Source organism: Spirosoma arcticum (assembly GCF_054779955.1).
Genome location: NZ_BAAGXG010000006.1, coordinates 169457 through 191592, shown reverse-complemented (window position 1 = coordinate 191592; position 22136 = coordinate 169457). Strand labels below are relative to the sequence as shown.

Here is a 22136-nt window from a genome sequence, read left to right as displayed (position 1 = left end):
TCCAAAACTGCCTTCCACATGAGCCAACTATCATTTCTCTGCATTGCCACGTTCCACAAAGGACAGGAATTCCTGAGAGCCTGTAAGGCGTTGGGCAACACTGTTTATCTGCTAACCGATCAGAAATTAGCCGACGCCGACTGGCCCCGCGACTCCATCGACGAGATTTTTTACCTGTCGTCGCCGAGCAACACACCGGAAGATTTAGAGAAAATGCTGACGGGACTGGCCCATGTGATGCGGTCGCGCCAGATTGACCGGGTGGTGGCGCTGGACGATTTTGACGTTGAAAAGGGAGCGCTCATCCGCGAAACGTTCCGCATCGACGGCATGGGGCAAACCACCGCCCGCTACTTCCGCGATAAACTGGCCATGCGAACGCGGGCGGCAGCGGCTGGCATTCGCATACCTGCCTTCAGCGCCATTTTCCACGACGAAACCATTACGAACTTCCTCAAAACGACCGAAGCGCCGTGGCTCATTAAACCGCGCTCGGAAGCCTCTGCAACCGGCATCCGCAAAGTGCACTCGTTAGACGAAGCGTGGGCAGTGATTCATTCGTTGGGCAACAGCCGACATCAATATCTGATTGAGTGCTTCAAGCCGGGGCGCGTTTACCATGTTGATTCACTATCGCTGGAGGGGAAGGCGGTGTTTACCCGCGTGAGCCAGTATTTAGCTACGCCGATGGAGGTGTCGCACGGGGGCGGGGTGTTTCGCACGGGAACCCTACCCGACGACCTGCCCGAAGTGGCCGAAATTCAGCAGTTCAACAACCGAGTGCTGGAGGCCTTTGGAATGCGTCACAGTGCTTCTCACTCCGAGTACATCCGGGGCGACCACGACGGCGAACTGTATTTTCTGGAAACGGCTTCCCGCGTGGGTGGGGCGCACATTGCCGAGATGGTCGAAGCCGCGTCGGGCGTGAACCTCTGGCGCGAGTGGGCCAAGCTCGAAACGGCCCTGGCCCGCAAAGAACACTACGTTCCACCCGTCGACGAGCCGTATCACGCGGGCCTGATTGTGTCATTGGCCCGGCAGCAATGGCCGGATCTGTCCGCGTTTGTGGAGGAAGAAATTTGCTGGCGGATGAACAAAGAGTACCACGTTGGGCTGATCGTTCGCTCCACTGACCGGACGCGAATCCTGACGTTGTTAGACGAGTACATGAGCCGGATTTACGAAGGATTCCACGCGTCGGCTCCGGTGCCCAACAAAGCAACGAGTTAGCGCCCGGTTTGGTCAGGATTTAGGCTCGATAAAATCCCATAGATTGCCGTACAGATCTTCGAAAACGGCTACGATGCCGTAGGGTTCTTCGACAGGTCCTCGGACGAAACGGACGCCGTTTGCAGTCATGGCATGGTAGTCGCGCCAGAAATCGTCGGTATGCAGGAACAGGAAAACCCGCCCGCCGGTCTGGTTACCAACGCGGCTGCGCTGCTCATCACCGTCGGCTTTGGCCAACAGCAATGCACACGACCCATCGCCCGGCGGAGCTACCCGAACCCACCGTTTGGTTGCGCTCAGGGCAGTATCTTCCAGCAACACAAAATTCAGCTTTTCGATGTAGAACCGAATGGCGTCGTCATAATCATCGACGACAAGAGCAAGGTGTACAATTCGTTGGTTCATTTTTCGTCAATTTATCTTCTCCAGCAATCCCATCATCATCTCCTCGAAATACGCGCCGTTATACGGTCCGAACCAGTTCATGTCGCGGGTTTCGTAGGTGGCCCGCTCATAATAACGGTCGGGGGTGACGTAGCCGATGTAGCCACCGTTGAAGCTGGTAATCATCAGGTTAATGCCTATTTGCGCAGCCAGCGGCAGGAAATCAGCCATGAACTCGCCGGAGAAATCGCAAGGCGTTCCCAGCAATACCGTCTTGCCGATGCGCAGTGCTTTCAGGTCTGATGGATAGTCACCGTAGATGGCGTGGAACAGCCACGGCCGCACCCGCCAGTTGCCAATTACGCGAGGGTGCGGCTCGCGCAGACCCAGCGGCAGCGTCAGTATAGTCAACGCACTGTCGGGGCGGGTCTGAATTTGGGGTAGGGTGCGTTCGATGCGCAGGGCCAGATCTCCGGCGTAGTTGCGAATCTCCTGAAAATCGGTGGTGCCCCGCGCCCGTGGTCCCGTACTACCCACCGCACCCGCCATGAACAGGGCAAAATCGGCCGATTTTTTCTCTAACCGATCCACCAGCGACCCTGGATAGTCGCGGCTGAGGTAGCCGCCGTTGTCGCCGTTAAACAGCGTGGCGTGACCCGCAAATGTGCACAGTAACGCCGACTCACCCGTGTTTTTTTTGAGCTTCAGCAGCCGAATCTGTCCGTCGAGCGGTTGCGTCGGACCAGAACGGGCGATGCGGTTGGTAATATGGTCGGACGCGTCCGTTTGGCCGTAACCAACCTGCACCGGAGCCATGTCGGCCTGAGCGTTGCGGATGGCGGTCAGCACACCGTCGGTGATGCGCGTCACGATTTTCTCGTCGTACTCCCCCGCAATCAATTGACCCACCAAGCCCGGTGCCCAGCCACCCACGCTGTTGTGCGAGTGAATGGCGCCCGTGTACACGTTTTCCCAGCGCAGTCCCACTTCGGGCAATCTTTTTTTGAGCGCTTCAGTCACCGTAGGGGGCGTGATAAGCAAATCCAGACCCACGATGGCGACGCGCGTGCCACCATTGTCGAGGACGATGGCCCGCGCAAAAATCGAGTCGCTGACAATGCGCCAGTGCTTACCGCGCCGTGCACCGTAGCCACCGGTGGGCGTGGTGTAAGGCGGAGTAATGTTGGCTTTTGACCACCCCGCCCGGATCATTCCCTTCGCGGGTGCTGGTGCGGGCAGTTGCGCCAGCCGCTGCTTCGTCTCCTTGTAATACGGCATCTGACGGTACGGCGTATCATCGACCGGAGCGAGGCTAACAGATAGGAACAAGGCAATAAAAAGGATAAGCCCGAGCAGGACTTTTCCGAAAATACGAACGACTTTCATACGGCACACATGCCAGGAGGGGTGTATTGAGCCGCAATCAACGAAAAAATGGCCGGATCAAAAGCAAACAAAAAAGCGCCAAGAAAATTTCCCGGCGCTTTTTGGTCTTCTGCCGGTTGCCCGGCTCCTCAAACTAACGATTGACTATATGAGTCATCGGATGACGTTAAGCCATCCGATGGCTGTTCTTCTATAAAAACGGTGCCGCAATGGCCAGCACCTGAGCCATTGTCAGTGGCTCATCAAATGCCTCGCGGAATGCGTTGTCGCCAATGCCGGTCACGTTTGGCAGGGTCTTTAGATTGACTCCTCCCTGGGTGAACGTCGTCTGCATTGGGTTAGACACCCATCCCTTCAGCCCCAGCAGCCGCCGTATTTCAGCCGCGTGACGGGCTTCAACAGAGTGGATTTGCAAAGCCACCTGTAAAATGCCTTTGTCATTAATGAGCGCACCCGCCTGACCTTTGTAAGCTGCCACACCCGTGTCTTCGAGTGCCTGCGCCAGTCCCAAAAATGTCTGGTAATTGGTGAGGGCACCGGCCGGCAACTTAAACGTCGGTTTCGCCTGAGCACTGGTTCCCAGCGCACCTCTCAGCAGCGCCACGTGAGCCGCTTCATGCTTGCCGATTTGGGTCATGATGGTACGGTCGGCCGCCGGAATTAGGCCAGCAGCGGCCAGACCAAGCCGGTAGAACTCATCCTCTAAGTATTCGAGCGTCAGTGCGTATTGCAACACAGCAACCGCAGCCGCCGACGGAGCAGCCGCCTGAGCGTATGCTTTATTGAGCGTAGAAGCCACCAATGCCGGTATTCCGGCAGCCGCTAAATTGACCCCTATTTTATTAAGCAGACTCCGGCGCGAATAAAAGCTGTAACGCTCGCCCGCTTCGGGATCGACTTTTTCAATGTCAGAAATTATCTTAAACAGATTCATAATGCGTTGTCAGGTTTATACGGTTGGAAGATTGGCCCCGGAGATCGGCGTTTTCACGAACGTCTGCGCGATAGGCAGCACGGCAGCCGGCTTGTTGACTACGTCCAATCCGTTGGCCGGTGTCACCACGTCGTCGCCCGCAAAGTCAGCCGATTTAGGGTTCAGCAAGTCGCGGATGACGGCTGCGTGACGCGCTTCGACCGACACAATCTTTCCAGCTAACAGCAAATAATCAGCACTCTTGATCAGGTTACCCGCTCCGTTATAAGCCGACACGCCCAGGTCCTCAAACGCTTTGGCCGTACCCAGCACACTGGCCCGGTCGGTAAACGTCACTTTACTGAAATCCGGCGTTAGTCCACCAATCGCCATCGTACCAAGGGCCGCTTTGAAAAACTCGCGGTGAATGATCTCATGGTCACGAATGTCGGTCAGAATGGCCAACTCAGCCGCTGGCATACCGCTATAGGGGGTAGCAACAACCTGCGTGTAAAAAGCGGCTTCCAATTGTTCCAGCGCGTAGGCGTAGTTCAGGATGCCAATATCGCCGGTGCCTAAATCGACAGTTAAGGGAACAGTGGTTGGATTTTCCTCCGCGTTCTTGCAGGAAGCCATCAGGGCACCACCGGCCACAAAAGCTCCTGCATACCGCAGGAATAGCCGACGTCCTTCCATAACCGGCTCCATTCCACCAGGCAGCGTTGTCAGGCCCGATGATTGCTGTTGTTTGCTCATATCAGAATTCAGTATTGTGTAGTAGTTTGCCCGCTGTTTTAATCAGACGACCTGCACCATGTACGGAAATGAGTTTGGTCTGGATTTCTTTTTTTATGCAAGTCGAAAAATTAACCGAATCAGTCGGGACAATTCCACTCCACTGCCTGACAACATAGTCACCTATTGCAACAAAACGGTAAAAGCAGCTACAGCGAACCTTTTGACTGAACCACGGATGTTTGGTTACTAATATTTATCTAAAAAAATTAAACTACCCGTTTACCAGCCAGATGAAGCGAATTGCACTACTTTTCATGATTACGCTTAGCACCACGGCACTCGCATTAGCGCAGCGCGTGAACCGGCCCATCCGGGTAGCGTCGCCCAATGGCCGGATTGTTTTTGCGTTTACACTCACCAAAGCCGCCCCAACTTACCGCGTTACCTTCGACAAAACAGTATTGATTGATGCTTCACCGTTAAGTTTAGTATTTCAGTCAGGCGGAACCTTCGGCCCGAATCTTACTCAGCAAAAGCCGGTGACGCGGACCATCGATGAGACATATGACTTAATTGTCGGGAAAGTCAGAACAGCGCGAAACCAGTGCCGGGAAGCCGTTATTCCGCTGGTGGAACGGACCGGTGCGAAACGGCAAATTAACCTGGCCGTGCGGGTGTTTGACGATGGTGTGGCGTTTCGTTACGAGTTTCCGAAGCAGGTGAACTGGACGAGCTACGTGCTGACCGACGAGAACACCACTTTCCGGCTTACCCAGAACCCGACGGTACGCGCCCTGTTCCTGCCCAATTTCACCACCTCGCACGAAGGTCAGTACACAACGATTCCACTCGATTCCATCCGCAACGACACCCTGATGGACATGCCCGCACTGTTCGAGTTTCCGGACAAAACCTACCTCGCCATTACCGAAGCCGCGCTGGTCGATTACGCGGGGATGTACCTGAGCAAGAAGTCCGACAGCACCCGCACACCAGCCGCCGGAACATCGGCCGAACCGCTACTGACGAGTCAACTGTCTCCGCTGCCGAATCAGCGGGGCGTTAAAGTAAAGGCCACGCTGCCCCACCAAACGCCCTGGCGGGTGCTGCTCATTGGCGACCGCGCCGGAACGCTCATCGAGTCGAACATTATCACGAGTCTGAACGAGCCGAACCAGATCGCCGATACGTCGTGGATAAAACCCGGCAAAACGACCTTCCCGTGGTGGAATGGCAACGTAACGCCCGACACGACATTTGCGCCCGGCAACAATTTCGAGACCAACAAATATTACATCGACTTCTGCGCCGATAACTACATCGAATACCATTCAGTGGTAGAATACGGCGGTCACGAGTGGTACGTCAGCGATGGCGTCAACTACGTGCCGGGACCAAATGCCAACGTGATGAAGCCTATTCCGGGTCTGGACATGCAGCAGATTTGCGACTACGGTCGGCAGCGGGGCGTGGGCATCCGGGCGTGGGTCTACTGGTCGGCGCTGTATCCGAAGCTGGAAGAAGCGTTTGCACAATATGAGAAATGGGGTATGAGCGGCCTGATGGTCGATTTTATGGACCGCGACGATCAGGAGATGGTCAACATTCAGAACGAAATTCTGCGCTCGGCGGCCCGGCATAAGCTGCACATTCAGTTTCATGGGGCCTATAAACCCACCGGCCGCCACCGTACCTACCCCAATGAGTTCACCCGCGAGGGAACGCTCAACTACGAAACCAACAAATGGAATGGCCTCGACACGCCCGAACACGATATTTCGTTTCCATTTACGCGGATGCTGGCCGGACCTACCGACATGCACCTTGGCGGCTTCCGGGCGGTGCCTAAGGACAAGTTCAGGGTTCAGTACACGCGGCCGCTCATGCACGGGACGCGCTGCCACCAGTTAGCCATGTACGTTGTTTTGGAGAGCTACCTGCACATTGTCGCCGACTACCCCGATGCCTATAAAGGGCAGCCGGGCTTCGATTTCCTGACTCAGGTGCCCACCACCTGGGACGAAACCCGTGTGCCAGCTGCTGAGGTCGGTCAGTTTATAACCATCGCCCGGCGTAAGGGAACAGACTGGTTCGTGGGCAGCATCACCGATTCATCGGTGCGGGATATTGCACTCAAGTTAGATTTCCTGCCCGAAGGCCAATACACCGCCGACCTCTACGCCGACGCACCCGACGTGGACCAGAATCCCAACCACCTGACTCAGCAGACGCGCACCGTGACCCGAACCGACGTGCTGACGCTTAAACTGGCAGCGGGGGGCGGGCAGGTGATGCGACTGCGACCGGTTTCCCAACGCTGAAGCGGTGGGAAAACAAAACGACCCACACAGTCAATTAAACAGAAATACCGCCAACCTAATCAATCATTTTGCTTAGTCAGCACGTAATAGGTAGGTGCCTGCGTAGTTGCGGCATCACGTACCAACGTTATGACGAAGGACCGACGCCTGCTTTTAATTTTTGCCATTGTTTTCATTGATGTTATTGCTGCTAATGGGTTAGGCGCACTGCTCACCAATTATGTTGTCAATCTACCAGCTAAACCAATCTGGCTCACGGGAGGCACGGCCCTCATGCTGGGCATTCAGTTGGCCCTCTCGCCCGCCATTGGTCACTGGTCCGACAAAGTTGGCCGTCGGCCCGTAGCGATTGGTGCGGCCATTGCGTCGCTGCTCTCCTCGTTTTTGTTGTTGCCGGTTCAGGCGTGGGGCTACGTGGCCAACCGCGTGTCGAAGGGGGGCACCAATGGTCTTTACGCCGTCATGCGTTCGTCAGTCGCCGACATTACCGAGGGTGAGGAATTGATTAAGCAGTCGGGCATACTAAGTTTCATGGTTGGGGGCGGGGCCGTCCTTGGCCCTATGATTACGGCGGTGCTGCTGATTGTTTCCAACGAAGCCCGGATTGATCCGCTGCCAACGGTCATTTTGTTAATCGGGCTGGGCGTCATCAACGTTGGCCTGGCGCTGCTTTTTACCGAAACGAATGATAAGCCCAAAGAGAAAATCGAGTTCAACGAACTAAGGGATAAAGCCCTCAACGCGCTGAAAGTGATAACCCTCTGGAAGCAGCTATCCGAGTCGGACAGGGAGATACCAGGTATTAAGCCGCTGTTTATTCTAAACATGCTGGCCACGCTTGGTTTCGGTTATTACGCTTTTTTTGTGGCGTTCCTAACGCAGAGCGACCTGAACATGGGACCGCTGGACGTCGCTTATTTTTTCCTGTATTTTGGAACAATAGCCAGTCTGGCCAACTTGATCTTCTTCCGGTACATCGTTACGCACGTCAATAAGCGCAAAGTCGTAATCGGGATTACCCTGCTCAGCATTTGCTTACAGATCGGCTACATGTTTTCCGAATCATCTGTAACGCTGCTTTATATTGTGGCTGGAGTCGACGCCATTACCGTTTCGCTCATCGGTGGTCTGCTTGGGGGTATCCTCTCGGTGGTAACCAAGGAGGGCGGTGGTCAGGGCGAAATGTTTGGTAACATTCAGGCATTGGGCGGGCTGGCCAGTTTTGCCACGGCCTTAGTCAACAGTTTGCTGTCGGGCGTGAGCATGATTGCTCCATTCATCTTCTGCGCCATTAGCTCCGTAGCCATCGTGTGGTGGGCCATGCGCCTGCCCGACGAAGCCAGAGAATACAGCGACCGAATCGAAGCTGATCAGCCTGACAATAATCAGGAGAGCGGGCAACCGGACCAAGCGCCACCGGTTGAAGATAGAGCCTAAATTTCTGGATAGGTAACTAACAGCACGAAACGTAGCCTTTCACGTACCTCTTGTTATCCACACACTAAATTTTCACGACATTTAATCTGACAGGTATCTACCTGATCGTTCTTTTGTGGCTGCCAGGTCGATGTACGTGAACCGGCCTACGTTCCGGTTACGCATCGATTGGGCAGATTTTACTGATTTCCTCATCTAACTATTAAACGCTCATCGAATGAAACTTTTAGCTATTGGCGGATGCCATACCTATGGCTTCGGCGTCAGTTTTGAACACGGTTTTGTGCGACAGGTTGCCTTGAGACTGGCTCAGGACCATACCGACGCCACCATCGACTACTATGCACCGCTCAAACTGGGCCGGTTGAAGCCCCTGCTCCACCGACTTGCCGACCAGCTTCCCGAGTATGATCTGATTCTGCTGCAACCGGCCCACTTCGAGTTGCTCCATACCCGATTTCAGCAGTTGTTTGAGCCGGTTGCCACCCTCGAACCAGCCGATGCCGAAGCTGGTCATACCCTAGTGATTGATCAGCAGGCGAAACCCGCAGCGGTTCACGTGTTTCACCAAAACCTGCGGCAGGTCGGCAATGAACGGGTCGACAGTCAGCCGCCAGCCAACCGCTGGGCTGACAACCTTCGCAACGGGATCAAACAAGCGGTTATCAGGCAGGCGCACCAACGCGGCTGGGTAACGCGGCTCAACTACATTACCCAAGTAATGGCCGACGTGCTGCCTCAGCTAGAGCCCGTCCGAAATCGGGTGGTTTTCGTATCACCCATGCCCGGCCGCGATCCGTTCGTGTGTCAGTTGCGTCGGTTAGTACGGGACGAACTTCGGCACCAAACCGAACGGGCGGAGATAGCGTTTGTCGATTCATTTGCCGCACTGCACCCGCACGAGTCGGTGCTGCTACCGGATGGGTGTCACCTCAACAGCCTGGGCCACGCGCAATTAGCCGAAGCGGTGCTTAGCCAATGCCAGCAACAGGGCCTTATCCGTTCGGTTGAGCAAGCGACGATGCCGATGCTCACCTGAACAAGACCAGTACGACTGTCCAACCCAGCAAAAACGGGGTCTGCTCAACGTAGCAGACCCCGTTTTTGCTGGGTTGAAACGGCGAACGCATCGGCCCGACAGTCGTTTTGTCTTATCTTTGCTTCCCCTGGTTCCTTCATCAACACCTTCCTGTTCCTGTTAATGCACAATGAAGAATGAATAATGTACAATGGGCTTCATTATTCATTCTTCACTACCCATTATTCATTTTACATTTCCCCTTTCATGCACATTCTTAAGTTTGGTGGTACGTCGGTTGGCTCGGTCGAGAGTATCAAACAAGTCATTGCTATCCTTGAAAATCACCGGCAGAATGGCGATGAAATAGCCGTGGTCCTCTCGGCGATGGGGGGCGTCACCAACCAACTGATCGAAATCGGGCGCATGGCGATCACTGGCGAGACGGATTATATGGAACTGGTCCGGCGCATTGAAGACCGCCATTTCAACGTCGTTAAGGCCCTGATTCCCGTCAAAGAGCAGGGAAAAGTCGTGGCCCACGTGCGGGGCATTATCAACGAACTCGAAGACCTGCTGCGGGGCGTCTCACTGATTCGTGAACTGACGCTCCGCACCCACGACCTCATCACCAGTTTCGGCGAACGCCTGTCGACCACCATTATCGCCGAATGTGTAAAAAGCGCGGGCATTACCGCTCAGTTTCTGGATGCCCGCACGGTCATCAAAACGGATGCTCAGTTTGGGCAGGCGGCAGTCAACTACGCCCTGACGAACGAACTGGTAAAAGCGCATTTCGACAAAGTGGCGGGCTTGCCGGGTACGCCCGTGCAGTTGATTACGGGTTTCATCGGCTCAACCGAAAAGAACGAGACCACCACCCTCGGCCGGGGCGGCTCCGACTACACAGCCAGCATCATCGGCGCGGCCCTGAACGCCCAGATTATCGACATCTGGACCGACGTTGATGGGATGATGACCGCCGACCCGCGCAAGGTGCCTAACGCCTTCAACATTCCAACCATCACCTACGCCGAAGCGATGGAGTTGAGCCATTTCGGGGCCAAAGTTATTTACCCGCCGAGTTTGCAGCCCGCCTTTGCCCGCAACATTCCGATTCGGGTGCTGAACACCTTCAACCCGGTGCACGAGGGTACGCTCGTCAGCCGCACGGCCGAACGGCGGCAATACACGATCACGGGTATTTCGAGCATCGACGACATCGCGCTTGTGAACGTGCAGGGTTCCGGCATGATTGGCGTGGCGGGCGTTTCAGCTAAGTTATTCGGCGTGCTGGCGGCTCATAAAATCAGCGTTATTCTGATCTCGCAGGCGTCGTCGGAACACTCCATCTGCTTTGCCATCGACCCGCGCGGGGCCGAGAACGTGAAAGCTGTTCTGGATGCCGAGTTCGCTACCGAAATTGCCCACGGTCACATTGACAACATCGCCATCGAGCGGGATCTGTCGGTGATTGCCACGGTGGGCGAAGGAATGCGTAAAAGTTCGGGTATTGCCGGTAAGCTGTTTTCGGTATTGGGCAAAAATGGGGTCAACATCGTGGCCGTAGCGCAAGGATCGTCGGAGATTAACATCTCGGTGGTCATCAACAAAAACAACCTCTCCAAAGCCCTCAATGCCCTGCATAATATTTTTTTCCAGTCCGAAGCACGAGTGCTGAATCTGTACTTGGTTGGGACGGGGCTGATTGGCAAAACGCTGCTGAAACAGATTTTCGATCAGAACGAATTTTTGCGTACCGAAAAGCTGCTGAAGATCTGCGTCGTGGGCATGAGCAACACCCGAAAAATGCTGCTCGAACCACGGGGCATTACGCTCGACACTTGGCACGAGCGGCTGCTGACGGGGGGCGTTACGACGTCGCTACCCGCTTTTGTGGAGAAAATAAAAGAGTATAACCTGCCTAACTCGGTATTCATCGACTGCACGTCGGACAAGGAGATCGTTCAGTTCTACGAGTCACTGTTAGATGCCAACATCGCCGTGGTAACGCCGAACAAAGTGGCCAACTCCGGGCCATACAGCGAGTACCGGCGGCTCCAGCGCACAGCCCTGAACCGGGGCGTCAAGTTTCTCTACGAAACCAACGTCGGGGCGGGTTTACCGATCATTAACACCGTGCAGGGCCTGATGACGTCGGGCGACCGGTTCCTGAAAATTGAAGCGATTCTGTCGGGTACGTTATCGTTCATTTTCAACACCTTCCGACCCGGTTCATCCTTCGCCGATGTAGTGCGCGAAGCCAAAGAAAAAGGCTACACCGAGCCTGACCCGCGCGATGACCTGAGCGGACAGGACGTAGCCCGAAAAATCCTGATCCTGGCCCGCGAAGCTGGTTTCCCGCTCGAACCCGAGGACGTCACCATCAACAGGCTGCTGCCCGAATCGTGCCTGTCGGCTCCCACGATACCCGCCTTTTTCGAGGAGCTGACCCGCAACAACGCCTACTTTGAAACGCTGCTCACCAACGCCGAAGCGAAAGGCGAAAAGCTCCGGTTCGTGGCCAGTTTTGAAAACAACAAAGCCGTAGTCGAACTGCGGTCGGTGAATGCAGAGCATCCCTTCTACCAACTGACGGGTGCCGACAACATCGTCTCGTTCACCACCGAGCGCTACAAAGACCGGCCATTGGTGGTAAAAGGCCCCGGCGCGGGTGCCGAAGTAACGGCCTCGGGCGTATTCGCCGACGTGGTCAGCATCGGTAGTTATTTGGCATAAATTGCGCGGCCGAGTCTGTCGCGTTATCTTCGTTAGTCAACCTGAACTAAGCTCAGTAATAGGATATTGAGCGACATCGACGGGGGTGCGGGTAAACCACAACGGGCATCGTGCCTTCGTTCATGACGCAACCTGACATTACCGGGGCAAAGCGGACGTTTTATGCCACCGATACTTTTACCTATCTAGCACGGGAGAAACTAAAGGGATTACCGTTTACGTGTTGTGACGGGAGTTAAACCCATCGACAGTGTTAACGCTGAGTGCGTGGAATGCGGCAACGACATCTGTCATGTTACAGTAAAAACTTTCAAGTCTGAATGCGTAACACAACGCCATTTCAACAATTTATTTTTGGAGCATTAGCCCTGCTGGTATCGGTGGGCCTGATGGTTCGGGAGCCCCTCCCTAATACCGATTGGGCGGAGTACAATGGCGATGGCGGGCGCAGTCATTACTCGCCCCTCAACCAGATCACGGCCAATAATATACAGCAGCTCAAGGTGGCGTGGACCTACGCGTCGGGCGGGGCCGATACGGTTCGCAATAGTACCCAAATGCAATGCAATCCAATCGTCATTGGCGGAGTTCTGTACGGCGTTTCGGCGAACACACAGGCGTTTGCGGTCGATGCCGCCACGGGGAAAGAACGCTGGAAAACCAACCTGCCCGATACTGACGGTACCACCAGCCGGGGCGTAACGCACTGGACTGATGGCACAGAAAGCCGCATTTTTTTTGGTGCGGGCAACGGATTATATGCGCTCAACGCGACGACGGGCGAAGTAATCAACGAGTTTGGTCAGAACGGCCGCATCAATCTGCTGGACGGCATTACCCGGCCCGGTGCCGATCAGTACGTGCGGGCCAACACACCCAACACCATCTACAAAAACCTGCTTATTGTGGGCGCGAGGGTCTCGGAAGGCGAAACGGCCCTGCTGGGCGACATTCGGGCCTACGACGTACGGACAGGCCGGAAGGTTTGGACGTTTCATACCATCCCCCAACCCGGCGAACCCGGCTACGCGACCTGGTCACCGGCCAACCCGCGCGAACGGTTGGGGGGAGCCAATGCCTGGGCGGGCATGGCCATTGACCGGGGGCGCGGCATTGTCTACATCCCCACCGGCTCGGCCGCCTTTGACTTTTACGGCGGCAACCGCAAAGGCGACAATCTCTACGCCAACTGCCTGATCGCGCTGGATGCGGCCACCGGTAAACGGCTCTGGCATTTTCAGTTCGTGCACCACGACATCTGGGACCGCGACCCGCCCGCTCCGCCCAACCTGCTGACGGTTACCCAAGCCGACAAAAAGATTGATGCGGTGGCCCAGATTACGAAGCAGGGGCACGTGTTTATCTTTGACCGGGTAACGGGCAAGCCGCTGTTTCCGGTGGTCGAGCGGGCGTTTCCGACCGATGGCGTAGCGGGTGAACAGCCCAGCCGGACGCAGCCCATTCCATTGAAACCGGCCCCGTTTACCCAGCAGACATTTACCGAAAAAGACATCAACCCGTGGGCCAGCAACAGGAAAGAGATCGTGGCCACCCTGCGAAAAGCCCGCACCGGCAGCGCCTACATTCCGCTCAACTCGGCCATGACTATTTTCTTCCCCGGCACCGATGGCGGGGCGCAATGGGGCGGGGCCGCTACCGACCCCGATGGGACGATTTACATTCCAGCCAAGCAAAACCCATGTTATTCGACCCTAATTCCCAGCGAGCAACCAACGGCGGGCAAGGCTGCGGTGACGGGTGCCAACTTATACGCCTTGAATTGCAAAGCCTGCCACGGGGCCGACCGGCAGGGCAACCATGATGGTTCTTACCCGTCGTTGCTGGGTGTAGAGGCCCGGCTGTCGACGCTGGCTATTCATCAGGTGCTGGCGAAAGGACGGGGGATGATGCCGTCGTTTGCGCACCTGCCCAATGCCGAGCGCAACGCCATTGTCGAATTTCTCCAGAATAAAACCACCCCGGCCCAGACACAGGCCATCAGCGCTAAAAAGGGCGGGTTACCCTACCAGCATACGGGTTATAACCGCTGGTACGACAGCAAAGGATACCCAGTGAGTGCGCCCCCCTGGGGTACGCTGACGGCTATCGACCTCAACACCGGTGAGCACCGCTGGCAGGTGCCGCTGGGCGAATACCCCGAACTGACGGCCAACGGCATTGCACCCACCGGCACCGACAACTACGGTGGACCGCTGGTAACGGGTAGTGGGCTGCTGTTCATTGCCGCCAGCAAAGACGGGCAGTTGCGGGCCATCGACAAAAAAACGGGTAAAACCCTCTGGCAAACCGCCTTGCCCACCGCTGGTTATGCCTCGCCAACCACCTATGCCGTGGGCGGAAAGCAGTACATCGTCATCGCCTGCGGGGGCGGCAAACTAAAATCAAAATCGGGCGACCGGTACGTGGCTTACGCGCTGGCCCGGTAGCGTCAGCGGCTTACCGATCCGTTGTGTACCGTTTGGGGGTAATGCCATAGTGCTTTTCAAACAACCGGCTAAAATGACTTAAATTGCTGAACCCTAATCGGTGGCCGGTTTCGGATACGGAATAGCCTGCCTGCCTTAATAAATAGCCCGCTTCCTCCATTCGCGCTTTCTGAAAATAGTCATAAATGCTATCGCCAAATACCTGCTTGTACAGGTCCGTCAGTTTGGAGATGCTCATACCCGCTACTTTGGCCAGTTCAGGCAGTTGGGGAGGCACACTTAAGTCTGCGACAACCGCTGCCCTGACCCGGCCTAATTGATCGGCATCCAGGCGATGAATGGGTCGGTGTTTTACCAGTTCCCGCGCCAGCAAACGGTCGAACAACCAGCAAAGTAGCTCTTGCACCTGAATCCAGATGCGGAGTTCGCCCAATTCGGGTTGCGTATCCACGGCAGCGAGTGTCTTCAGAATTTTCTGCGCGTCCGCGCTCATCGTTTCATAGAACAAAAACCCTTGCTTGCCAACCAGAATTTGCTCAACGACATTGTTCATTTTGTTGAGCCTGAGCAGGTTGCGAAGAGCGGGCCGGGCCATGCTAAGCACCGTAAAAAATAGGGCGCGGTTGGCAGGAAAGTGAAGCTCAGAATTGATGTCAGGCGAAGTAATGCGAATCGTGTACTCGGCTCGCCGGTTGGTGGGTGCAGCCTTGTCGAAGCGAGCTTGCTCTTCCGGCCCCGCGTGAAGTTGAAACAGCACATTAACCCGATCCGCCGTGTTGCCGGCCGCCGTTCGTTTCAAGATTAGTTCTTCGGTCAGAACATACTGATGAATCAGCAGCGAGAAATCCGGTGCCAGCCGGACTCGTTTAACCGACCCAACGCCCAACGAGTGAGGCAGGGTGAGTGTGTTGTCTTGCAGGGAAGCACCAATTCGTTGGGCAAAAGCGGCTAAAAAATTGAACTGTTCACTGGGAGCGAAGTCAAACACCATAAAAATCACCGGGTAAATCAGTAGTAAAAGAGCTACGTACTGGATAGTCTACTTTGGCCGATAGGACTATTTTAGCCCTCATCCGAACTATTTTAATCTTATTTATGGGAGGACCTTTGTCCTGTTCAATTGACATAGCGAAAGCCGCTCCGAAAGTGAACTCTTTACACAACGTGATTCAGCACAAACACAGAGAAAATGAAAAATCCCATTGTAATGGTCGGTGCTACCGGCAATCTGGGCGGACGAATCGTCACGGCCCTGTTAACTAAAGGCGCTGATGTAGTCGCGGTAGTCCGTCCCAGCAGCGACCCCGCTAAACTCGACGAGCTTAGGCAAAAAGGGGTAACGGTTATCCAGTCTGAGATGACGGATGCCCAGGAATTAGCCCCAGCTTTTGACGGAGCCACCGTCGTTGTGTCGGCGGTGCAGGGTCTGCGCGACGTTATTGTCGACACCCAGTCTGTTGTGCTGGATGCGGCCGTGGCGGCTGGCGTACCCCGCTTCATTGCGTCCGACTTTTCCAGCGACTTTACCAAACTCACGGCGGGCGAGAACCGCAATTTCGATTTGCGCCGGGAATTCAAAGCGTACCTCGAAAAAGCCCCCATTCAGGCCACCTCCATTCTGAACGGAGCCTTTGCCGACCTGTTGACTTACGACATGCCCTTATTGAATTTTAAAACGAAGCAGGTGGGCTATTGGGATGATGCCGACTGGCGCATTGATTTCACGACGATGGACGACACGGCCGCCTTCACCGCAGCCGCAGCCTTTGACTCCACTACGCCCCGATTCTTACGCACGGCCAGCTTCCAGATTAGTCCCAACGAATTGGCTGCCGTAGCCGGGCAGGTCAGTGGAACCCCGTTCGACGTGACCCGGCTTGGCAGCCGGGCAGACTTGTTAGCCTATATTCAGCGCGAACGGGCGGCTCATCCGGAAGGCGAACAGCAACTCTATTCGAGCTGGCAACAGAGCCAGTACATCTACAGCATGTTCAACGTTCAGAACAACCCGTTGGATAACGCGCGTTATCCGGACTTAACCTGGACCAATGCCCACGACGTGCTGGCATCCCGCCAATAAAAAACCTTCAACCCGAAAAAGGGTAATCCCTATCATCCGTAGTATGCCAAACAAACCATTTGAACTCAATTACCAACAAGGCCAGCCCTACTGGATGGTTGACATCCTCTGGGTGGTATTAGCGGAACGAGCTACCACGAACGGCGCCTTTTCCATGATGTGGCAGTTATGTCCCGAAGGCTCTGGCCCCGGTCCCCATTACCACGATCAGGATGAAGGTTTTTTTGTCAACGAAGGGCAGATTACCTACATCGCGGGTGGCGAGCAAATTGTGGCCAAGCAAGGGTCATTCGTCTGGATTCCCAGGGGTACAGTCCACAGCTTCCGGGTCGACAGTGAGACGGCAACACTGCTGAATCTGTACACACCGGCGGGCTTCGAGCAGGTCATCATGGCCGGGGGCCTGCCTGCCGAAGCGTTTACACTACCCCCGAAAGGATTGGATATGGCTATAAACCAGCCGCAGATGATGACGCTTTTTAAGGAGATCGGCATGCATATCGTTTAGGAACTGGAAATTACGCCAATTACCGGCGAAACGTCGTGATAGCCTCCTCGTAAATCCGTACACCGGGTATCTCCCGCACCCCTCTGGCAATGTCGGCCTTGATGGCGCCCTCGTCAATAATCCAGTATCCATTAGGCACCTGATTGCGGTCGACAATCTCAAACGTCCACTTCAACTGCACACCTTTGGGTTTGGCCAACGCAGCGATTTCAGGCGTGAGCCAGTTGGTTTCGTCGGAATGGATGGCGAGGGATGCCCGTTCGGCGGCTTCGCTCAGGTGATGCTCACGCACCCGCATCAGTTCGCGGTTATAATGTTCAACTGCTTCCTTCAGGGGTTGCATAGCGGCTACAATCGGGGCCGTCATCTGTTTTTCCACCTCCATCCACTCGTGTTTTTCGTGGTCCAGTTCGCGGGTGATCTTGAGCCGCTCAGCCGCAACGAGTTTTATCAGCTCCTGTCCCTGGGCGACATGCTGAATGAGGGCTTCCTGTTGCTCGGCCGTACCACACACCGCTGGTTGCCGACGCAGAAAGGTCACATAGTCGGATAGGGTTGACTGGAGCAACTGGCGCCCCGTGGAATCGGTTAAGGATAAGCTGGTACTGGTGTTTGGTTGAGTTGGAGTCGTCATTAGGGTTACTGCATTCGCCGGACATTCATGCTGGTCAACGCCCACGTTTGCTGCCGCTGACCTCATGACTCGGTCGAATCGGAGCCTAATGTATCAAAATCGAACGAAAATCGAAAACGATGTCAGGCAGGCGAAGCGGGCCGTAGCAGGTAACCGCGCCGTCAATCGCACTGATACACAAACGCCTGCCGGTTCTTTTTCGTAATTGGATCGGGAACGCTCAACTGATACAATAGCGCGTTTTGCTCCTGACTCATCAGCTTACTATCGGCATCGTAGGTCGCCACAAACGTTGACGACTCACTGAGGTTACCCCGGCTGCCGCTGCTGGTCAGGAAGTACGATTTGTGGGCAGTGGGCGCGTTGAGGTGCCAGAAACGGCCCGGTCTGGTTTCGACTGCCTGGCTCAAGGCCAATACCGTAAGCAAGGTCCGCTCGGAGAAATGCACGTAGGGCGACGGTTTCGTGGCCACGGTGTACTCCGTTTCCTGTTCCACCACCGCGCCACCGACGAGCGTGGACCGGACGCGTTCGGTTATGAGGTTTCCGGCATTGTCGTAGGTAAACGTGTAAGCCCGCTCGATGGTCCGTGAGTTGGCGGGCAGCACGGCCCGGTTCTCCACGATGCGGCTCATGCGCCCGGCCGGATTATATTCCAGGGCGAACGTCGACGCCACGCTGCCGCCCCGGCTAAACGTAGCGCTGTTGGGTGGCGTTGTTGCCGACGGATAGCCAAAGGTCACGGCCATTGTTCCGCTCGTTGCCGGTACGCCGGTTGCCCGTACCACGCGCTGGTCGGCCCGCTCAACCGAAAAAACCGACTCCTGATTCGTGGAGCGCTCAGCAACGGACGTCAGCAGGGTCTTATCGTACGTAAACGTGCGCTGCATCTCGTCGGTCAGCCGACCGTTACCATCCAGGATCTGATCGGTCACACTAATCAGTCGGCAAGCGGCAGGCATCGGGTCGGGCTGGCGTTTACAGGCGAAGATGCCCATCAGCAGCACGGGCACGGACAGGTGAATTAATAGCGATCTGGGTTTCATACGCAGTTGAATCACAACCAGTAAATGTACACCGAAGGTGTAGACTAAAGCACAGCGTAACGCCAAATTTTCGTAGTTTCGTCCCATCTATTTTTATCTTATTGTGCTAACGGATACTCACCAGCAACTCCTCATCGACCGCATTCGCGACATCGGGCACCCCGAAGCCGTCCGGCGGTTCTTTAGCCTGCTGAAAGAACTCATCGACATCATTAACCTGCCCAACGGCGACGCCCGGCTGGCGTTTACGGCTCGGAAAGACCAGAAATCAATTACGGCCAACATTAATTTCTTTCTGGCACTGCGCCTTACGAAACCTAATCGCAGTGAGGTTGAGTATTGGCTCACCATTAAGAAAAGCTGTCAGGATCAACTGAACGGCATCCGCGAAATCGAGTTTGTCCCCTTAACTGACAAATCAGATTACGTTTCGGTAGTCATCGGGCACTCCGACGCGCACTTGCTCCACCACCCGGTTATCCGTAAATGCTGGGAAGACTGCCTGCCCGAACTCGCCGAAACCGCCAAACGGGGACCGCACTCAGCCCGCCACAACGCCGACATTTACCAGGCCGCCGAAGACGAAGCATTTTTGAGCGACCTGCTCCGGCTCGCCGACGATCCCACCTTAGCCGAGCGTACACTAAATGGCTACGCCGTGGAAGAACCGGAGGCCGACTATGAAGCCGCTCCTGAACGGCCCGACCAACCCCATAACCTTATCCTGTTTGGGCCACCGGGTACGGGCAAAACGTTTGCTTTACAGCCGTATCTGCATAATCAAAATGCGCCTTCCGGGGGGCCGTCCGACCGGGCCAGCCTGATCACGTTTCACCCGGCTTACAGCTACGAGGAATTCGTGGAAGGCATTCGGCCGGAAGTCGTTGGCGGGCAGGTAAGTTACCGCGTTCGCAAGGGCATTTTCCATCAGGCCTGCGTGTCGGCCGTTCAGCAGGCGGGCTACGGAACGCTGGCCGACTGTTTGCACGACACAGCCGACAACCGCGCCCGAAAGCTCCAGAAAGCCCCGGCGTACTATTTGCTCATCGACGAGGTAAACCGCGCCAACGTCGCCAGCGTGTTTGGCGACCTGATTACGCTGCTCGAAACCGACAAACGGCTTGGTGCCGAACACGAACTTTGGCTCACCCTCCCCTACTCTCAGGAGCGTTTCGGCGTACCCATAAACCTCTACGTCGTGGGCACGATGAACACCACCGACCGGTCGATTGCGCTGCTGGATATTGCCCTGCGACGGCGGTTTTCGTTCCGCGAAATGCTGCCCGACCCATCCGTGCTGTCCGTCGTGGCCGGTGTCGATCTGCCCCAGTTGCTGCGGACGATCAATGAGCGCATTGAGTACCTGCTCGACCGCGACCACCAGATTGGCCACGCTTACCTGACCACTGTGCAAAGCCACGCTGATCTCTGCTGCGCTTTTCGGGACCGGATTATTCCGCTCTTACAGGAGTATTTCTTTACCGATTGGACCAAAATTCAGTTAATACTGGGTGACAATCCAGCCTGGGGTAAAGACCCTAATCAGCGCCTGATCTGGACCAAAAAGAAGTACACCGTTTCCGTTTCTAACTCGTTGTTCGGTGAAACGCCCGACTCGATGGATGAGGTCGTTACGTACGAAATAAACCCCAACCTGCAACGGGGCGACTATGAGCAGGTACCAGTCGACGCGTTTGTGAGGATTTATCAGAAGTAACCTGGTGATATGGTATCCTGGACGGCCACGTCCGGGCGTAAATAGCATTCCGCCCGGACGTGGCCGTCCAGGATACGAACCATGAAAGCACTCGTTCTCACCGAATACAACCATTTTGAGCTACAGGACGTAGCCAAACCAACCATCCGGCCCAACGAGGTGCTGGTTCGGGTGCAGGCCGTGGGCATCTGCGGCTCCGACGTTCACGGCATGGACGGCAGTAGCGGTCGGCGCATTCCGCCCATTACGATGGGTCACGAGGCCAGCGGTATCATCGCCGAAGTTGGGGCCGACGTGCGCAACTGGGCCACCGGCGACCGCGTTACATTCGACTCAACAGTGTACGCGCTCGACGACTGGTACAGCCGACGTGGAATGTACAACCTTAGCGATGGCCGCGAGGTGGTGGGTGTCTCCACGCCCGATTTCAAACGACAGGGTGCCTTTGCCGAGTTCGTGGCCATTCCGCAACACATTCTCTACGCCATTCCCGACAACGTCACCTTCACACAGGCCGCGCTGGTGGAGCCGGTGGCCGTGGCGCTGCACGCGGTGAGTCTGACACCCATTCAGGTTAATGATTCGGCGGTGGTCGTTGGCGCGGGCATGATTGGGCTGTTCGTGATTCAGGCGCTGAAACTTGCTGGATGCGGTGCCATCATCGCCATCGACTTAGACGACGACCGGCTTGCACTGGCTCAGAAGTTGGGAGCCACGCACATCATCAATGCTAAGTCAGAAAACGTACCGGCGCAGGTGCAGGCGCTTACGCACGGGCGCGGAGCGGATGTTTCGTTCGAGGTAGTTGGGGCAGGACCGACTGTCAAAACCGCCATCGACTGTGTCCGGAAGGGCGCAACCGTTACGCTGGTGGGCAATCTGGCGCCAACGGTGGAGATACCGTTACAGGCGGTGGTGACGCGGCAATTGCGGCTACAGGGTTCCTGCGCCATCAACGGTGAGTACGAAGCGTCGCTCAGTTTGATCTCATCCGGCCGCATCAACGTCGAAGCCATTCTGAGCGCCGAAGTGCCGCTGAGCGAGGGTGCCGACTGGTTTAAACGGCTCTACGACCGGGAGAAAGGATTGATCAAAGTGGTGCTAAAGCCGTAAATACTTTTTGTTATTTGACAGACCGGTATTGAGTAATGTACGTCCCGTCATTCAATTCGAGCAAATCACCAGTTAGTTGTTCAATCGTCTCCTTTGTCTTAGGAATACCGGCACACAACGAGAACGGGCAATGGTTAGGATCGTTATAGCTAATGGTTGTCTTGTTGAGGCTAAATTGAGTCGGTTTACAGCAGTTGGCTGGAATTAACACCCCGTTTCGCCGGTAAAGCAACATACCATCCGAACGGTATTCTGTGTCATACTGAGCATCCGTATCATACGAGATCCACGCATTATCGCCAATCTTTTTCGTCTGAAACACATCCCAGCGCTGGTATAGTAACTCGGGTGGTCCGATGTTATCATCTTTTTGGCAAGCGATGGACGAGGCCAACATTATCAGAAACAGAAGAATGTTTTTCATA

The 22136-nt window shown here is 55.5% G+C and carries 18 protein-coding genes; 10 read left to right on the top strand and 8 right to left on the bottom strand.

Annotated features, from left to right (window positions below; translation table 11 throughout):
• The first annotated feature begins 18 nt into the window (after positions 1 to 18).
• On the top strand, positions 19 to 1230 hold the full coding sequence (locus ACYVHB_RS15290; RefSeq protein WP_461052627.1) for an ATP-grasp domain-containing protein: 1212 nt from the start codon (positions 19 to 21) through the stop codon (positions 1228 to 1230).
• 12 nt (positions 1231 to 1242) lie between these two features.
• Here the strand turns inward: ACYVHB_RS15290 and ACYVHB_RS15285 are convergent, their stop codons facing one another.
• The 4 genes from ACYVHB_RS15285 to ACYVHB_RS15270 form a co-directional block, all read right to left on the bottom strand.
• Positions 1243 to 1635, bottom strand: coding sequence for a VOC family protein (locus ACYVHB_RS15285; RefSeq protein ID WP_461052626.1), 393 nt, complete (start codon positions 1633 to 1635; stop codon positions 1243 to 1245).
• A 6-nt stretch (positions 1636 to 1641) separates the two neighbouring features.
• On the bottom strand, positions 1642 to 3000 hold the full coding sequence (locus ACYVHB_RS15280) for a neutral/alkaline non-lysosomal ceramidase N-terminal domain-containing protein (protein WP_461052625.1): 1359 nt from the start codon (positions 2998 to 3000) through the stop codon (positions 1642 to 1644).
• Between the two features lie 190 nt (positions 3001 to 3190).
• Positions 3191 to 3934 carry a ferritin-like domain-containing protein gene (locus ACYVHB_RS15275; protein ID WP_461052624.1) on the bottom strand — a complete coding sequence of 248 codons (744 nt, stop codon included), beginning with the start codon at positions 3932 to 3934 and terminating at the stop codon, positions 3191 to 3193.
• 15 nt (positions 3935 to 3949) lie between these two features.
• Positions 3950 to 4669, bottom strand: coding sequence for a ferritin-like domain-containing protein (locus ACYVHB_RS15270; RefSeq protein ID WP_461052623.1), 720 nt, complete (start codon positions 4667 to 4669; stop codon positions 3950 to 3952).
• 296 nt (positions 4670 to 4965) lie between these two features.
• On the opposite strand from ACYVHB_RS15270, the gene ACYVHB_RS15265 reads away from it, so the two are divergent.
• From ACYVHB_RS15265 to ACYVHB_RS15245, 5 genes are all read left to right on the top strand, one after another.
• Positions 4966 to 6972, top strand: a complete 2007-nt coding sequence (locus ACYVHB_RS15265) for a glycoside hydrolase family 97 protein (protein WP_461052622.1) — start codon at positions 4966 to 4968, stop codon at positions 6970 to 6972.
• A gap of 129 nt (positions 6973 to 7101) precedes the next feature.
• Positions 7102 to 8409, top strand: coding sequence for an MFS transporter (locus tag ACYVHB_RS15260; RefSeq protein WP_461052621.1), 1308 nt, complete (start codon positions 7102 to 7104; stop codon positions 8407 to 8409).
• Positions 8410 to 8626: 217 nt separating this feature from the next.
• On the top strand, positions 8627 to 9448 hold the full coding sequence (locus ACYVHB_RS15255; protein ID WP_461052620.1) for an SGNH/GDSL hydrolase family protein: 822 nt from the start codon (positions 8627 to 8629) through the stop codon (positions 9446 to 9448).
• Positions 9449 to 9694: 246 nt separating this feature from the next.
• Entirely contained in the window at positions 9695 to 12166 is a 2472-nt protein-coding gene (thrA, locus tag ACYVHB_RS15250) for a bifunctional aspartate kinase/homoserine dehydrogenase I (protein ID WP_461052619.1), read from the top strand.
• Between the two features lie 320 nt (positions 12167 to 12486).
• The gene (locus ACYVHB_RS15245; RefSeq protein WP_461052618.1) at positions 12487 to 14613 is read left to right on the top strand and encodes a pyrroloquinoline quinone-dependent dehydrogenase; all 2127 of its coding nucleotides are present in this window, start codon (positions 12487 to 12489) and stop codon (positions 14611 to 14613) included.
• 10 nt (positions 14614 to 14623) lie between these two features.
• On the opposite strand, the gene ACYVHB_RS15240 is transcribed toward ACYVHB_RS15245, so the two are convergent.
• Positions 14624 to 15604, bottom strand: a complete 981-nt coding sequence (locus tag ACYVHB_RS15240) for a helix-turn-helix domain-containing protein (protein ID WP_461052617.1) — start codon at positions 15602 to 15604, stop codon at positions 14624 to 14626.
• 198 nt (positions 15605 to 15802) lie between these two features.
• Here ACYVHB_RS15240 and ACYVHB_RS15235 point away from each other — a divergent pair, with 198 nt between their 5' ends.
• Together ACYVHB_RS15235 and ACYVHB_RS15230 are read left to right on the top strand one after the other, a co-directional pair.
• On the top strand, positions 15803 to 16693 hold the full coding sequence (locus ACYVHB_RS15235; RefSeq protein ID WP_461052616.1) for an NmrA family NAD(P)-binding protein: 891 nt from the start codon (positions 15803 to 15805) through the stop codon (positions 16691 to 16693).
• A gap of 43 nt (positions 16694 to 16736) precedes the next feature.
• A complete protein-coding gene (locus ACYVHB_RS15230; protein WP_461052615.1) occupies positions 16737 to 17201 on the top strand; it encodes a cupin domain-containing protein in 465 nt (154 codons plus the stop codon).
• A gap of 19 nt (positions 17202 to 17220) precedes the next feature.
• Here ACYVHB_RS15230 and ACYVHB_RS15225 read toward each other — a convergent pair whose 3' ends face one another.
• The gene (locus ACYVHB_RS15225) at positions 17221 to 17835 is read right to left on the bottom strand and encodes a hypothetical protein (RefSeq protein ID WP_461052614.1); all 615 of its coding nucleotides are present in this window, start codon (positions 17833 to 17835) and stop codon (positions 17221 to 17223) included.
• Positions 17836 to 17996: 161 nt separating this feature from the next.
• Complete coding sequence (locus ACYVHB_RS15220) at positions 17997 to 18881, bottom strand: hypothetical protein (protein WP_461052613.1); 885 nt, start codon at positions 18879 to 18881, stop codon at positions 17997 to 17999.
• Between the two features lie 103 nt (positions 18882 to 18984).
• Here ACYVHB_RS15220 and ACYVHB_RS15215 point away from each other — a divergent pair, with 103 nt between their 5' ends.
• Both ACYVHB_RS15215 and ACYVHB_RS15210 read left to right on the top strand, forming a co-directional pair.
• Positions 18985 to 20598 carry an McrB family protein gene (locus tag ACYVHB_RS15215; RefSeq protein ID WP_461052612.1) on the top strand — a complete coding sequence of 538 codons (1614 nt, stop codon included), beginning with the start codon at positions 18985 to 18987 and terminating at the stop codon, positions 20596 to 20598.
• 81 nt (positions 20599 to 20679) lie between these two features.
• Positions 20680 to 21711, top strand: coding sequence for a galactitol-1-phosphate 5-dehydrogenase (locus tag ACYVHB_RS15210; RefSeq protein ID WP_461052611.1), 1032 nt, complete (start codon positions 20680 to 20682; stop codon positions 21709 to 21711).
• A gap of 10 nt (positions 21712 to 21721) precedes the next feature.
• Here ACYVHB_RS15210 and ACYVHB_RS15205 read toward each other — a convergent pair whose 3' ends face one another.
• Entirely contained in the window at positions 21722 to 22135 is a 414-nt protein-coding gene (locus tag ACYVHB_RS15205) for a hypothetical protein (RefSeq protein ID WP_461052610.1), read from the bottom strand.
• Between the last annotated feature and the right edge of the window lies 1 nt (position 22136).

Bases quoted from the DNA above. Each gene is read 5' to 3' on its own strand.
- ACYVHB_RS15290 (WP_461052627.1), top strand. From the start codon at position 19: ATGAGCCAACTATCATTTCTCTGCATTGCCACGTTCCACAAAGGACAG.
- ACYVHB_RS15285 (WP_461052626.1), bottom strand. From the start codon at position 1,635: ATGAACCAACGAATTGTACACCTTGCTCTTGTCGTCGATGATTATGAC.
- ACYVHB_RS15280 (WP_461052625.1), bottom strand. From the start codon at position 3,000: ATGAAAGTCGTTCGTATTTTCGGAAAAGTCCTGCTCGGGCTTATCCTT.
- ACYVHB_RS15275 (WP_461052624.1), bottom strand. From the start codon at position 3,934: ATGAATCTGTTTAAGATAATTTCTGACATTGAAAAAGTCGATCCCGAA.
- ACYVHB_RS15270 (WP_461052623.1), bottom strand. From the start codon at position 4,669: ATGAGCAAACAACAGCAATCATCGGGCCTGACAACGCTGCCTGGTGGA.
- ACYVHB_RS15265 (WP_461052622.1), top strand. From the start codon at position 4,966: ATGATTACGCTTAGCACCACGGCACTCGCATTAGCGCAGCGCGTGAAC.
- ACYVHB_RS15260 (WP_461052621.1), top strand. From the start codon at position 7,102: ATGACGAAGGACCGACGCCTGCTTTTAATTTTTGCCATTGTTTTCATT.
- ACYVHB_RS15255 (WP_461052620.1), top strand. From the start codon at position 8,627: ATGAAACTTTTAGCTATTGGCGGATGCCATACCTATGGCTTCGGCGTC.
- thrA (WP_461052619.1), top strand. From the start codon at position 9,695: ATGCACATTCTTAAGTTTGGTGGTACGTCGGTTGGCTCGGTCGAGAGT.
- ACYVHB_RS15245 (WP_461052618.1), top strand. From the start codon at position 12,487: ATGCGTAACACAACGCCATTTCAACAATTTATTTTTGGAGCATTAGCC.
- ACYVHB_RS15240 (WP_461052617.1), bottom strand. From the start codon at position 15,604: ATGGTGTTTGACTTCGCTCCCAGTGAACAGTTCAATTTTTTAGCCGCT.
- ACYVHB_RS15235 (WP_461052616.1), top strand. From the start codon at position 15,803: ATGAAAAATCCCATTGTAATGGTCGGTGCTACCGGCAATCTGGGCGGA.
- ACYVHB_RS15230 (WP_461052615.1), top strand. From the start codon at position 16,737: ATGCCAAACAAACCATTTGAACTCAATTACCAACAAGGCCAGCCCTAC.
- ACYVHB_RS15225 (WP_461052614.1), bottom strand. From the start codon at position 17,835: ATGACGACTCCAACTCAACCAAACACCAGTACCAGCTTATCCTTAACC.
- ACYVHB_RS15220 (WP_461052613.1), bottom strand. From the start codon at position 18,881: ATGAAACCCAGATCGCTATTAATTCACCTGTCCGTGCCCGTGCTGCTG.
- ACYVHB_RS15210 (WP_461052611.1), top strand. From the start codon at position 20,680: ATGAAAGCACTCGTTCTCACCGAATACAACCATTTTGAGCTACAGGAC.
- ACYVHB_RS15205 (WP_461052610.1), bottom strand. From the start codon at position 22,135: ATGAAAAACATTCTTCTGTTTCTGATAATGTTGGCCTCGTCCATCGCT.